Annotated in this window: 11 protein-coding genes; 2 read left to right on the plus strand and 9 right to left on the minus strand. The window is 63.8% G+C overall.

All coding sequences use genetic code 11. The features are described 5' to 3' along the window. Positions 1-21: 21 nt before the first annotated feature. The 7 genes from IPK59_09285 to IPK59_09315 form a co-directional block, all read right to left on the minus strand. Positions 22-945, minus strand: a complete 924-nt coding sequence (locus IPK59_09285; GenBank protein ID MBK8158931.1) for a ribokinase — start codon at positions 943-945, stop codon at positions 22-24. Further along, entirely contained in the window at positions 942-3,155 is a 2,214-nt protein-coding gene (locus IPK59_09290) for a glycoside hydrolase family 37 (protein MBK8158932.1), read from the minus strand. Before IPK59_09290 ends, IPK59_09285 begins: the two co-directional genes overlap by 4 nt. Then, complete coding sequence (locus IPK59_09295; protein ID MBK8158933.1) at positions 3,152-3,742, minus strand: cysteine hydrolase; 591 nt, start codon at positions 3,740-3,742, stop codon at positions 3,152-3,154. The genes IPK59_09290 and IPK59_09295 overlap by 4 nt, the downstream gene beginning before the upstream one ends. After that, a complete protein-coding gene (locus IPK59_09300) occupies positions 3,739-4,812 on the minus strand; it encodes an ABC transporter ATP-binding protein (protein ID MBK8158934.1) in 1,074 nt (357 codons plus the stop codon). The genes IPK59_09295 and IPK59_09300 overlap by 4 nt, the downstream gene beginning before the upstream one ends. Then, entirely contained in the window at positions 4,805-5,620 is an 816-nt protein-coding gene (locus IPK59_09305) for an ABC transporter permease (protein MBK8158935.1), read from the minus strand. Before IPK59_09305 ends, IPK59_09300 begins: the two co-directional genes overlap by 8 nt. Continuing rightward, the gene (locus tag IPK59_09310; protein ID MBK8158936.1) at positions 5,617-6,480 is read right to left on the minus strand and encodes an ABC transporter permease; all 864 of its coding nucleotides are present in this window, start codon (positions 6,478-6,480) and stop codon (positions 5,617-5,619) included. Before IPK59_09310 ends, IPK59_09305 begins: the two co-directional genes overlap by 4 nt. 75 nt (positions 6,481-6,555) lie before the next feature. Further along, positions 6,556-7,674, minus strand: a complete 1,119-nt coding sequence (locus tag IPK59_09315; GenBank protein ID MBK8158937.1) for an extracellular solute-binding protein — start codon at positions 7,672-7,674, stop codon at positions 6,556-6,558. 285 nt (positions 7,675-7,959) lie between these two features. Here IPK59_09315 and IPK59_09320 point away from each other — a divergent pair, with 285 nt between their 5' ends. Then, positions 7,960-9,201 (plus strand): cysteine desulfurase, encoded by a 1,242-nt coding sequence (locus IPK59_09320; GenBank protein ID MBK8158938.1) that lies wholly within the window; start codon positions 7,960-7,962, stop codon positions 9,199-9,201. A 27-nt stretch (positions 9,202-9,228) separates the two neighbouring features. Next, positions 9,229-9,903, plus strand: coding sequence for a Fe2+-dependent dioxygenase (locus tag IPK59_09325; protein ID MBK8158939.1), 675 nt, complete (start codon positions 9,229-9,231; stop codon positions 9,901-9,903). 3 nt (positions 9,904-9,906) lie between these two features. Here the strand turns inward: IPK59_09325 and IPK59_09330 are convergent, their stop codons facing one another. Beyond that, positions 9,907-11,718 carry a S9 family peptidase gene (locus IPK59_09330; GenBank protein ID MBK8158940.1) on the minus strand — a complete coding sequence of 604 codons (1,812 nt, stop codon included), beginning with the start codon at positions 11,716-11,718 and terminating at the stop codon, positions 9,907-9,909. After that, positions 11,715-13,562, minus strand: coding sequence for a S9 family peptidase (locus IPK59_09335; GenBank protein ID MBK8158941.1), 1,848 nt, complete (start codon positions 13,560-13,562; stop codon positions 11,715-11,717). The genes IPK59_09330 and IPK59_09335 overlap by 4 nt, the downstream gene beginning before the upstream one ends. Position 13,563: the final 1 nt, after the last annotated feature.

Here is a 13,563-nt window from a genome sequence, read left to right on the forward strand (position 1 = left end):
GTCGGGGTGAGGGGCTGTTGCTCAGATCGCGCTGACCGCCGGCAAATCCGTCAACCGCGCTTCGATGGCCGCCAGCAGCGGCAGGCTCGGTTGTGCGCCGGGCTTCAGGCAGGCAAGCGCGCCGCCCACCGACGCATAGCGTAGCGCCTCGCTGATCGTGTAGCCGCGATCTGTGGCGGCGGCAAAGCCGCCGACGAAGGAATCGCCGGCACCCACCGTATCGACTGGCCGGATCGGCAGGGCGCCGACGCTGAACCCGCCACCATTGCCCAGATAAGCGGCAGCGCCCGCGGCGCCCAGGGTCACGATGACCGTCGTCCCACTGGCCTTGGCGAGTGCTTGTGCGGCTGCACGGGCGTTTTCGATTTTGAGATCAAGATCCGCCGCGATCTGTTTCGCCTCGTTCTCATTGACGATCAGCCAGTCGAGCAGGCCCAGCACATCGGCTGGAATGGCCGCGGCAGGTGCCGCGTTGAGGAGGATGCGGGCGCCCTTCTCCTTGGCGCGGCGAATGAGCGCCCAGTTTTCGGCGAGCGGCACTTCCATCTGCAGGACGATGAGCGTGCCGGGCCCCAGCAGATTGTCCGGAAACTGTGCGGCCTTCGTCTGACGGTTGGCGCCAGACGCCACCACGACATGATTTTCGCCGAGCTTGTCGACACAGATGGCGGCAAGCCCGGTCGGATCGGCTACCGTCGAGAGGGTTGAGAGATCGACACCGGCCGCACGCAGATCCTTGAGCGCCGTTTCCGATAGCGGATCGCCGCCGATGCAGCCGATCATCTTGACCTCGGCCCCGGCGCGTGCGGCGGCCAATGCCTGGTTGCCGCCCTTGCCGCCCGCGGTCAGCTGGTAGCCTGGCCCCAGCACGGTTTCACCGGGCAGAGGCAGGTGATCGACCGCGATCATCACATCGACATTGAGCGAGCCGAAAACGACGATCATGGCAGGATCTCGATGACGCAAAGCTGGCGCGCGGTCACGGCGGGCAGGTCGATAACCGTCTCATCGCCGATCGGCTTGCCGGCAAGCGTGCCGGCGCCGTAATGGATGCGCCCGACCTTGCCGGGTATGAAGATTCGTCCGCCGGCCAGCGGCGGTTCAAAGGCAATCCGCGTTGCCGTGATCTCGACCTGCCGGAAGCGGCCCGGCACGTCGGTGGTGAAGATGCGTCGGCCGTTCAACAGCAGCGACAGGCGACCGTCATTGATCTCGATGACGGTGCTGCGACCGTTGAAGGCGTTCAACGGGCCGACACGTCGTTCACCCGCCTTGTTCGTCAACTCCCAGCCATGCCAGGGTGTCACGTCGATCACCTCATTCACCGCGATGACCGGCATGAGGGCGCCCCAGCCATAGAAGAGATCCGTATCCGGCTGGTCGTCGCCAAGCCCGGTCTCGGCGGAGAAGTTCTCCGGGCATTGGCGGCGCGCCCAGGCGGATTCGAAAATCTTAGCCGAATCTGTCGCCAGCGCTTGCGCCATGTCATCGAGGCCCGCACGCTTCAGCCCCTGATAGGTGAGATAGTTGAGCGGCGGCCAGACGCGGCCGCGCCAATAGACATTGTCGTGATAGGCGGGATCATCGCGCGTGATCGAGGGTAGCCGCCATTTGCCGCCGAATTTCGTGGGGTCGTTGAGCACGGCGACGACGCCCTGCCGCTGGCGTGGATCGGCAGCCCCGGCCAGCAGCGGATAGAAGCTGGTGGGGGCGATCGGGCGCACGAAATCGCCGGACCAGCGCCGGTTGGCGAAGATCTGGCGGCTTTCGTCCCAGAGTTCCGCACCGATGCGTGCGCGCAAGGCGTTGGCGCGGGTGAGCAACCGGTCGGCGGTCGCCTGATCGCCCAGCGATTTCGCCCAGGCCGCCAGCACCTCGGCATCCACCACCAGGATGGAATTGAGGCCGACATCGGCGGCGTCGAGACAGCCGCTCGCCGGATCAAAGATCGTATCGTCATGTAGCGGCGAATTGTCCATGGTGGATTCGTTCTTGGCACCGAGCTTGGTACCCTTGTAGAGCCCGTCGCCGACACTGGCCGACGTGCCCCAGCCCATCAGCCCCTGCTTTTTGCCATCGCGATGGCTGAACCACCAATCATGGTTGCGGAGCAGCTTCCTGTAGCCAAGCTCGATGAGATCGTCGGCGCCGGTATGCTGCCAGATCTTCCACAGCACCATGGAGCAGACCGGCAATTGCGAGCGGTCGATCCAGCTGTCCCGGCCGGTGAGCAGGCAGGCAAGATTGCCTTCCGGCGTCTCGCGGTCGAGCACGGCCTTGATATTTTCGCGCGCCATCTGCGTATCGAGCAGGCTGCTGGCCAGCGCATGATAGAAGATGTCATCGAGCCACAGGCCAAAGCCGCCGAACTTCTGGGCGACCCAGGTGCGGCTGAGGCTCATATAGGGCCAGTCGTTGATGAAATCATGGACCGAGTTCCAGCCCACGATGTCGCGAACGGCATCAAGCGACTGGCTCTGCGGCAATTCGGCCGGTTCCGGGGCGGCGAGGGCCGCCTTGGCGCGGGAAAGCGCGTCGGACGCCGTGGCGCCGACAGCGACGGCGAAGCGCATGGTCGGCGTCTCGTCGAGATTGTAACGGAGCGCCGGGATACGACCCTCCGTGCCGCGCGAGCCGAGGAAGAAGTAACCTTCCCGCTCGAATTCGGCGGCCAGGGCTGCGCGGCTGTCGTGGAAGCTCGCAATCAACGGAATGGCATCACCGATGACCGCCACATGCTGGCCATCGATGACGCTGCTGAGCACACCTCGCGCGGGGTTAAATTGCCACGAGATGTCGTCGCGGCCGGTGACGGCGAAGACCGGCATGAGCCAGAACCTGAGGCCCCATTCGCCATTCTCCGTGACCACCCATGCCCCACGAATGGCGCCTTCGACCGGCTGGTCCCAGCGCCAATCGAACACCGTGCCGCCATGGCGCGCAGTGAAGCCGATTTGCTGGCCGGTCACGTCGCGCGGGCCGTACGTGAGCTGGCCCTTATTGGCCGGAAAGTCCGTGAAGCTGTTCTGTGCCGCGGAATAGGCAGCGACAGCGACGGTGAGGCCCAGCGGCAGGTGCATCATCTGCGCCGGATACTCGCTCTGCCAACTGTTCCAGTGCCGCGCGGGCGCCAGATCCGGATAGGATTTGGTCATGGCCATTGCTCCAGCACCGTGGCCACATCCGCCGTGAAGACCTGCGATTTGAGGCGGCGCGGGATGACATCCATGATCTGCTTGTGGCCGTCCAGGTCGCTGCTGGTCAGCGCATCTACCGGCATCACCACGAAATAGCCGCGATCGACCGCTTCCAGCAGGGTGGCCAGCACGCAGACATCGGTTTCGATGCCGGAGAGCACCAGCGTATCGACCCTGCCTTGCTTCAGGCGCGTGACGAATGCCGGATTGTGGAAGGCCGAGTAGGTCGGCTTGTCGAACACCGCATCCGGTCCGGAAACCAATGGCAGCAACGATGGCAGGATATCCATCTGCGCGCCGGCTTCGAGTGTCGCCCCCGGCCACAGGCGATAGAGTGCAGCCCAGGAGCCTTCCGCTTGTTCCGCCGAATGGGCGGAGATGAAGCGGGTCCAGAGGGTCTGCGCCGGTTTGGCGGCAGCGAGCTTCGCAATCGCCGGCACGATGGCGTGGATGCCGGCAAAACCCCATTGCGGGTTGGTCGCGAACACTTCCTGCATGTCGACGACGATGTGCAGGCTGCGGTCGGTCAGCGGTAATTGGGTCAAGGTTTCACCACGACGTTATCGGCCGTCGGCCATTCCAGGATGACGGCACTTTGTTCGGGCAAGGGCGCCCGGCTCTTGTTCTGTTCGAAGACGATGAAGATGCGGTCGCCCACGGCAATGCGATAGGTGAGGCTGGAACCCGAGAAGATCGCCGCCACAACCGTGCCCAGGATCCGGTTGGGCATGGCGGCGGCACCGGCAGGTGCCGGGTCGATGCTGATCTTCTCCGGACGCAAGGCGACGAGGACGGAGTCGTTGGATGCCAGATCCGCGGCGGGTGTCAGGATTTCGCCGCCAGTGCTGAGTGCCACGCGCGCGACACCGCCGGCGATGCCACTCACCCGGCCATCGAGGAAATTCGCTTCACCAAGAAAGCCAGCAGCGAAACGGTCAACCGGACGTTCGTAGACGGCGCGCGGGCTGCCGGCCTGGACGACCTGCCCCTTGTTGAAGATGGCGACCCGGTCGGAGAGGGTGAGCGCCTCCTCCTGGTCATGGGTCACAAAGATGGTGGTGATGCCGATCTGGCGCTGGATGCGGCGGAGCTCCACCTGCATCTCCTGGCGAAGGTGCTTGTCGAGGGCGCTCAGCGGTTCATCGAGGAGCAATACCTGTGGCCGCGTTACCAAGGCTCGCGCGAGCGCCACGCGCTGCTGCTGGCCGCCGGACAATTGCTTGGGCCGGCGCTGCTCAAGGCCGGAGAGGCGCACAAGATCGAGACTCTCGCCGACGCGCTGCTTGATCTCGGCCGCGGGCACGTTGCGGACGTCGAGCCCGAAGGCGATATTCTCGGCCACGTTCATATGCGGAAACAGGGCATAGTTCTGGAACACCATGCCGATATTGCGCTGGTGCACCGGGATGCGCGAGATGTCAGTGCCGTCGATGCGGATCTCGCCGCGGTCGAGTTCGATGAATCCGGCGATGGCGCGCAGCAAGGTGGTCTTGCCCGAACCGGATGGGCCCAGCAGTCCGAAGAATTCGCCATCGGCGAAGGTCAGGTCGACACCATCCAGGGCGGCGATGGGGCCGTAATGTTTGACGGCACCCTTGACGGCAACTTCACTCATTACCCGACCTCTCCCCACCAAAGCGATAGAACCTGGCCACGATCAGCATCAAGCCCATCGACACCAGGATGATGATGGTCGAGATGGCGTTGATCTCCGGCGTGAAGCCCTTGCGGATCGAGGTATAGATCTCGACCGGCAATGTGGTGACGCCGGGTGGGGCCAGGAAATATGAAATTACAAATTGATCGAACGAGACGGCGAAGGCGAAGAGCGATGCCGCCACCACGCCCGGCGCCAGGATCGGCACGGAGACGCGGCGGAACACCTGCCAGGGTGTTGCCCCCAAGGTCGCGGCCGCTTCCTCGAGCGCCTTCGGATAGTCGTTGAGCCGCGCGCCCACCACGAAGATGACATAGGGCAGCGACAAGGCGACATGGCCCAGCAGAATGGCGTGTAGCCCGCGCGCGATGCCCGGATAGCCCATGGCCCGGCCGATCCAGAAGAAGAACACCAGCATCGCCGTGCCGATCACCAGCCATGGAATCGCGATGGGTGGAAAGAGCAGTGCCTGCATCATGGTTTTGCCGCGGAAGGTGTAGCGGCCAAACGCCACCGCCGCCATGGTGCCAAGCGAGGTCGCGATCACCGTGTTGGCGAGCGCTATCAGCACGCTGTTAAGGCCGGCCTTCAGCAGGCGATCGTTTTCCGCCAGCGCCTTGAACCAGACGAGGTCGAATTGGAAGGGCAGCGCATAGAGCGGCGATTTGTTGAAGGCGAGGACCGCCATCACCAGGATCGGGAGATAGAGGAAGACCAGCACCAGGATGAGATAGAAGCGGATGCCGGCATCGGCGAGGTTCCTCATGCGGCACCGCCCTGCTTGCGCAAGAATGGATAGAGCACGCCGAAGATGATGAGCACGATGGCGAGCAGGATGAAGGAAAGCGCCGCCCCCAGCGGCCAGTTGGCGGTCACTGTGAACTGCTCCTCGATGTTCATGCCGAGGGTGGCCCCCTTGGTGCCGCCGAGGATGCGCGGCTCCATGAACGATCCGATCACCGGCACGAAGATGAGGGCTGACCCCGAGATGATACCGGGCAGGCTCAGCGGCAGGACGACGCGGCGGAAGGTGGTGAGCTTGCTGGCCCCCAGCGACCGGCCGGCTTCGATCAGGCTGTCATCGATCGCCTGCAGCGCGATATAGCAGGTGAGAATCATGTAGGGGAGATAGGAATGCACCAGGCCGATGACGACGGCGGGATAGGTGAACAGCAGGTCCACGGTCGGCGCGCCGGGAAAGATCGATTGCACGCCGAGATCGATGATCCCGTTGGAGCGCAGCACCATGGTCCAGGAGAAGATGCGCACCAGCGCATTGGACCAGAACGGCAGCACGATGAGCAGGAAAATCGCTTCGCGCCAGCGGCCCTTGACGCGCTTGGCCAAGGCATAGGCGGCGGGATAGCCGATCAGGAACGAGAACAGGGTGACCCAGAAGCCGAGCTCGATCGACCAGCGCGTCAGCGACCAGTAGAAGGGCTTCCCAAAAAAGGCGCCGTAATTGGCGAGGGTGAAACTGGCGGGCTTGGGGACGAGCGGCGATTTATCGAGAAAGCTCAGCGCCAGCATGGCGGCGATCGGCAAGAAGATCGTGCAGGCCAGCCAGAGGTAAGCGGGTCCGGTCAGGCTGAGAATGGCCCAGCGCGTGCGCGTCGTCGGTGTCATGCAGAATCCTTCGAACGTGGGCGCCGCCCAGTTTTGATCTGGTGCGGCGCCCCCCGTTCATGCGCGAGACGCGTTTTACTTCGCGTACTCGGTCTTCACTTCGGCCCAAAGATCGGAGAAATCCTGCCGTTCCTGGTCGCTGAGCGGGGCCATGAACTGCAGCCGCTTGATGGCCGCTTCGTCCGAGTAGAAGGCCTTCGACGGATCGCTGTCGGGCAATGCCGCCATGGCCTTGGGATTGGCCGAGGCCGGGGCGCCGACCTTGGTTGCCCATTCGACGTAATAGGTCGGTTCGATCATGTAGTTGATGAACTTGTGGGCGCCTTCGGCATTGGGCGCGTCCTTGCCGATCGCAAGACCGTCAAACCAGCCCACCGCACCTTCGTCCGGCACGACATAGCCGACCGGCAGCTTGAAGTTGGTCTTGCTGCGCAGCGCCGAGCCGCTCCAATAGACCGAGAGGTCGAACGCCTTGGCCTGGAACTGCTTGTTCCAATCGTCTTCCGACGTCCACAGCATGGCGAGGTTCGGCTTCAAGGCCAGGAGCTTTTCCTTCACCTTGGCAAGATCCGTGGGGTGGTTCATGTCCTGGCCGGTGGCGATGGCGGCGAAGCTCACCGCTTCGATGGCGTCGTCGCGGACCGAGACGCGCTTGGCGTTCTTGGCATCCCACAGGGCTTCGATCGATGTCGGCACGTCCTTGTAGACGTCGGTCGAATAGGCGACGGCGGTGATGCCCCAGACCCAGGCGACACCATAGGTCTTGCCGTCGACATTGAGCAGCGGCGAATCGCGGAAGGACGGGTTGAGGTCGGCGAAGTTGCTGACCTGGGCCGTGTCGATCGGCTGGATGACACCCTGCTCGGTAGCGCGGCCGTTCCAGGCGGAATTGGTGACGATGACGTCATAGGCGCCGGGATTGGTCTGCAGCTTGGTGATCATCTCCGATTCGGAGTTGTAGTATTCATGCACCACGTCGAGGCCGGTTGCCTTCTTGAACGCCTCAAGCGCCCATTTCTCGTCCGTGCCATAACCTTGCCAGTTGAGGACCTTGACCTCGGTGCTGGCCTGCGCCCGCCGGTTGAGGAAAGGTGTCAGGCCAACGCCCACACCCAGCGCCGATGCGCCGGCCACAAAGTTGCGCCGCGACACTCTGCCGAAACCGCCTTTACCGTCCCGCGTCTTCCCAGTCATTTTCTTCCCTCCTCCACAGGCACACGGAGCGGTGCCTTCTTGGTCGAGCAAAACATGCTTTATGGGATCATTCAAGCGGAGATCGTTTGCATGCAAACAATCAATCCATCACCAGTGAGTGATGCCGGCGCCTGGATTCTTGACCAATAGAACAAAATTCTGCCGTGATCGGCCCGCCCTTGCTTCAAGAGGGCCGCCACGTCACGGTCGCAACTGATAGAGTGGCTGCCCGGGTCACACCGGGGCGTGACGGATGACGAAAATCAAAGGCGCTGGTTCAGGCAAATGTCGAGTTCGGTTCCCATTCTGAAGCGAAATCCCGGCGACGACGCCCTGGTCGGGCGCGAGCTATTTCCGCTGCTCCGCAACAATCCGGGCCTGGTCTATCTCGACAGCGCCTCCAGCGCCCAGAAACCCGGCGTTGTGATCGACCGGCTGACCCGGTTCTACAGCGGCGAATACGCCAATATCCACCGCGGCCTTTACCCCCTGAGCGAGGGGGCGAGCGAGGCCTATGACCAGGCTCGGGGGCGCGTTGCGCGCTTTCTCGGCGCCGAGAAGGACGAGATCATCTTCACCCACAACGCCACCGAGGGCATCAACCTGGTGGCGCATGCCTATGGCGACAGCAATCTGAAGTCGGGGGACCTTGTCCTCACCTCGCTCCTTGAACATCACGCCAATATCGTCCCCTGGCAGTTGCTCAAGGATCGCAAGCGCCTGCGGCTGGCCGCCATTCCCATCGATTCCAGGGGCGATATTGACCTCGAACGCTATGAGATGCTGCTGTCGCGCGAACCCAAGATCGTCTGCATCACCGCCGCCGCCAACACGATCGGCACGGTCACACCGCTCAAGACAATCATTGCGATGGCGCATCGCGCGGGTGCCCTGGTCATGGTGGATGCAGCCCAGGCGGCACCCCATTTCGTCCTCGATGTGAAGGCGCTGGGTTGCGATTTCCTCACCGTCACGGGCCACAAGCTCTACGGACCCGATGGGATCGGCGCACTTTACGTCAAGGCGAAGCTTCTCGACGCACTCCCACCCTTCATGGGGGGCGGGGGCATGATCCGGTCAGTCAGCATCGATCACACTGAGTTCGCCAACGGGCCGCGCCGCTTCGAGGCCGGAACGCCGGCCATCGGCGCCGCCCTTGCGCTGTCAACGGCGCTCGACTTCATCGAAGCGATCGGATTTTCGGCGATTGCCGCCCACGATGCGGCCCTGTTCAGCCATGCCGCGGAACGCCTGCCCGAGATCGCGGGTCTCAAGATCATCGGCGCGCCGGCGTCGCATATCGGTATCATTTCCTTCACCATCGACGGACTGCATCCCCACGACATCGGGACCTTGTTGGGTGAGAGCGGCGTCTGCCTCCGCGCCGGGCATCATTGCGCACAGCCATTGATGGAGCATCTGGGTCTTGCCGGCACGGCCCGCATCTCCTTCGGCGTCCACAATACGCGCGACGATGTCGACCATCTGGTTGACAGCCTCGCCCGCGTGCGGCAGATGCTGCGCTAGAGACCCGGAAATGGTGGGAACAGCCGCATGATCGTGATCATCCCCGATGTCCTCAGCGTCGAAGAACAGCAGAAGCTGAAGGACCTGGCCGCGCAGACGAACTTTGTCGACGGCAAGGAAACCGCCGGATTCCGCGCCAAGCTGGTCAAGAACAACGAGCAGGTGGCCAAGGACGCCACCAACAAGAAGCAGTTGCAGGAAATCGTCATCGGCGCGCTCAACCGCTCGAAGGAATTCCGCCGTGGCGCCGTGCCGCACCGCATCCGCCCGCCGCTCATCAGCCGCTATCGCCCGGGCATGACCTATGGCGCCCATGTCGACGATGCGCTGATGGGCGCCTCCGCCAATCGCGAACGCACCGACGTGTCGGTCACCGTCTTCATCAACGATGCTACGGAATATGAGGGGGGCGAATTGGTGATCCATTCGCCCTATGGACCGCAGGAAGTGAAGCTGCCCGCCCGCTTTGCCGTGGTCTATCCCTCCGGCACGCTGCATGAGGTCCTGGAAGTCACCAAGGGCGAGCGGCTGGTGGCCGTTACCTGGGTGCAATCCTATGTGCGCGACGAGCGCCAGCGCCAGTTCCTGTCGGATGCGCTGGAGATTCGCGACAAGCTGCACGTGCTCGATCCCAAGGCGCCGGAGACGGACATGGCGTTCCGCCTCTACACCAACCTGCTGCGCATGTGGGCCGAGACCTGAACGCTACCTGCTGAAGGCAGCGGCAAAGAAATCGGCCGTCTCGGCCAACCAGCGGGCGCGGTTGCCGGCCTTGTAGATGCCATGGCCTTCATCGGGGAAGGTCAGCAGCCGGTAGGGTATGTTGCGGGTATCCAGATCCTTGACCGCGGCCTCGGTATTGGTGGGCGAAACATTGCTGTCGGCAAGACCATGCACGATCAGCAGCTTCCCCTTGATCCGGTCCACGAAATTGCGTGGCGAGGCGTTGAAATAGCGGTCCGGAAACTGTTCCGGCGTCCCGCCCATCATCTCCTCGCTATAGGCGCGGCCATGGGGCATTTCGGTGTTGTGGTAATCGATGCCGAGTTCATACATGCCGCAGATGGGCGAGGCCGCATCGACCAGATCGGCAAACCGCGTGATCGCCACCCAGGATGAATAGCCGCCATAAGAAAGGCCGGCGACGCCGATGCTGCCCCGCCGCGCCTTGCCAGCAGCGATGAGCGCCTCGATTCCGGCGCGGATATCGTCTTGTTCACGGCCGCCCCAGCCATCCTCCTTGATCAACTCCCGAAAGCGCCGGCCGAAACCGGTCGAGCCGCGATAGTTGGGGTCGAGCACGGTGAATCCCGCCTGGACCAGGAACTGCAGCACCGGATGCGCCCAATCCTCGCTGTGCCAGGTGGGGCCGCCATGGACCCAGACGATGAGGCCGCGGCTCTCACCGACGGGTTCGTAGAGCCAGCCCTGCACTTTCTCGCCATCGCCGGAGACCCAGCGGAAATCCTGGGCGGTGACATAGCTGCGCTGTTCCAGTTGAGACGCCAGCAGCACGGCACTGCCGGTCGCGGGATCAAGGCGCAGGAACGCGTGCGGTCCGCTGGAGGTGTAGGTTTCGACAATCCAACTGCCGTCCGGGCATTGCTGGAGCGGGAGGATGCTCCGGCCCGCAAGCTCGACCCTGCGCGCCTGATAGGTTTCGAGGTCGAGCAGCCAGGGCGTCAAGCAACCCTCGACAAACTCCACCAGCATGACCTCGCGTCCGTCATGACCGACCACGATATTTTCGATGCCGCGCTCCGGGTCGTCGATAATCCACTCGATCGCGTCGCCGTCGATATCGAGGATGCCGAGCCGCATATGCGTCTCGGTATCCGCCAGCAGCAGGATGCGGCCCTCGTCCAGCCAATACCCATAGGCGCGCAGGCGGTCGCCGGCGCTGTAGATTTCCCGGTCGCCCGCGCCGTCCCAGTTCACCAGCCAGACCTGTGTGCCCGCCGGGTGAATGTCGCCGCGATGATAGAGCACGCGCGTGCCGTCGGGACTGATCTCCGGGCTGCGGTCGACGATGGAATGGGCTCGGACCAGCACGCGGCGCGCGCCTGTGGCGAGGTCCTGGACATAGAGCCAGGACCCATCGGTGACCACCCGCTTCTCATAATCATAGTCGGCCGTGTAGAGGAGCGAGTGCCCATCGGGATGCAGCGCGCCGCCAAAGACGTAGTGGTCATCCTGAGCCGGCGTCAGCGGCTCAGGATGACCACACGAAGCGAGGTCGAGGCGGAACAGGCGGTCATGTTCATTGCCGCCCTTGCCCTGCGCCAGGATGAGCGTGCCGCCATCGGCGCTGATGCCGTTGACGAAGAAATGGTCGCTGCCCTCGGTGACGCGACGCGGCGGTGCCGAGCCATCGGTCGGCGCCACCCAGACATTGGCACTGTCCGTGGGGCCGCTCCAGGACCAGGCCAGCATCCGACCGTCCTTGGAGACATGGGGTGTCCAGCTCACGCCATAGCGCGACCAGCTTGCGGCAAGATCGGTGAATTGCTGGATCATGATGCGGCGAAGGCCCGCGCGAAGAAATCGGCGATGCGGCGATAGAGGATGCGCTGATTCGCCGGCCGGCCGATGCCATGGCCCTCATCGTCGAAGGTCAGCAGCTCATAATCGATGCCGGCGGCCTTCAGCCGCGAAATCACGTCGGTCACGTTCTGCGGCGTCACGTTGGGATCGTTGTCGCCCTGGATGATCAGCAGCTTGCCCTTGATGTTGCCGACGAAATGGATGGGCGAGCGTTCCCGGTAACGCGCCGGCGCCTGTTGCGGCGAGCCACCCATCATCTCCTCGGAATAAGGCCGGAGATCCGGGCGCGTGGTTTCGTAGTCGACCACGAGATCGGTCATGCCGCAGATGGGTGCCGCGGCGGCGATGATGTCGGTCGGGAAATGCGTGATCGCCCACCAGGAGGAATAGCCGCCATAGGATGTGCCGGTGATGCCGATCCGGCCGCGCGTCGCGATGCCGTCGCGGATCAGTTCCTCGGCGCCGGCGCGGATATCCGCCTGTTCCAGCCCGCCCCAGCCCTGTTGCTTGATCGCCTCCTCATAGGCAAGGCCGAAACCGGTGGAGCCGCGATAGTTCGGCGTCAGCACATGGAAGCCGCAGGCGACGTAATACTGGATCTCGACATCGAACTCGTCTTCGTCGTGATGGGTGGGGCCACCATGGACCAGCAGGATCGTGCCGCGCGGTTGTCTTGCGCGGTAGAGCCAACCCTGGATGTCGAGCCCGTCCACTGATTTCCAACGATAATCCTCGGCTGCCGCCAGGTCCGACGCGGCGATACCGGGCCGGGTCGGATGCTCGGCCAAGACACCCGCCACGGCATAGGGTGCCGTTTTCTCCAGCCGCACCAGCCGGGTCGGAAACTGTGCTGCATAATGCCAGGCGATCCAGTGACCGTCGGCGGTCATGCCGATGGGATCGAAGGTGCCGGCACCGGGCCTGAAGGGCTGCTCCACGCGCGACGCCGGATCGAGCAGCGAGATGATGGCCCGGGCGTCGCGTACTTCCTCGATGATGAGGTGGTCGGTGCGGCGCAGCCAGACGGCGTCCTCGATATTGCGGGTCGGATCGTCGAGCAGCCAGTCGATGCGGCCATCCTCCAGGTGATAGAGGCCGATGCGGCGATGCGTTGTGCCCTCCGCCGCCAGCACGATGCGCTTTCCGTCCGGCGTCCAGGCGCCGTCGACCTTGGCCTTGTCGCCGACATTGACGATCTCGCGATCGCCGCTGCCATCCACCGAGGCGAGCCAGAGCTGGCAGCCGGAGGGATCGCGATCCTTGCGTTCGTAAAGCACATGCTTGTCATCAGGCGAGACGGCAGGCCACATGAAGGCAGCCTTCTCGGGCCGCGCCAGCACGCGCTTCGTGCCGGTCTCGATATCGTGGCGATAGACCAAAGCCGGCTCGATCTCCTCGCAGGTCTCGGGATCGACATTGGCGGCATAGACCAGATGCCGATTGTCGGCCAGCAACTGGCCACCATGGATGTAATAGTCGGGCTCCTCCGGCGTCAGGCGCCGGGCGGGCCTCCCGTCGAGAAAGACCTGCAGCAAACTGGTGCGCTCATCGCCGCCGCTCGACTGGCCGACGATGACCGAGCGGCTGTCCCGCGCCCAGATGAGATCGTCGCAATCGCGGCCGTCATCGACGAGGCAACGCGGCGCAAGGCTGCCATCGGCCGGCTGCCACCAGAGCTGCGTCGTGGGGCCGAGCTTCGACCAGATCCAGGCAAGCTGGGTCCCGTCCGGCGAGAGGCCAGCGGTGTAGATGGTCGGCAGATCCAGCAGCCGGTCCAGGAACGGATCGAAAGCGGCGAGGTCGAAAGGTTTGCTCATG

This window comes from Rhodospirillaceae bacterium (assembly GCA_016712715.1).
Lineage (GTDB): Bacteria > Pseudomonadota > Alphaproteobacteria > Dongiales > Dongiaceae > Dongia.

Bases quoted from the DNA above. Each gene is read 5' to 3' on its own strand.
- IPK59_09285 (MBK8158931.1), bottom strand. From the start codon at position 945: ATGATCGTCGTTTTCGGCTCGCTCAATGTCGATGTGATGATCGCGGTC.
- IPK59_09290 (MBK8158932.1), bottom strand. From the start codon at position 3,155: ATGACCAAATCCTATCCGGATCTGGCGCCCGCGCGGCACTGGAACAGT.
- IPK59_09300 (MBK8158934.1), bottom strand. From the start codon at position 4,812: ATGAGTGAAGTTGCCGTCAAGGGTGCCGTCAAACATTACGGCCCCATC.
- IPK59_09305 (MBK8158935.1), bottom strand. From the start codon at position 5,620: ATGAGGAACCTCGCCGATGCCGGCATCCGCTTCTATCTCATCCTGGTG.
- IPK59_09310 (MBK8158936.1), bottom strand. From the start codon at position 6,480: ATGACACCGACGACGCGCACGCGCTGGGCCATTCTCAGCCTGACCGGA.
- IPK59_09315 (MBK8158937.1), bottom strand. From the start codon at position 7,674: ATGACTGGGAAGACGCGGGACGGTAAAGGCGGTTTCGGCAGAGTGTCG.
- IPK59_09320 (MBK8158938.1), top strand. From the start codon at position 7,960: ATGTCGAGTTCGGTTCCCATTCTGAAGCGAAATCCCGGCGACGACGCC.
- IPK59_09325 (MBK8158939.1), top strand. From the start codon at position 9,229: ATGATCGTGATCATCCCCGATGTCCTCAGCGTCGAAGAACAGCAGAAG.
- IPK59_09330 (MBK8158940.1), bottom strand. From the start codon at position 11,718: ATGATCCAGCAATTCACCGATCTTGCCGCAAGCTGGTCGCGCTATGGC.
- IPK59_09335 (MBK8158941.1), bottom strand. From the start codon at position 13,562: ATGAGCAAACCTTTCGACCTCGCCGCTTTCGATCCGTTCCTGGACCGG.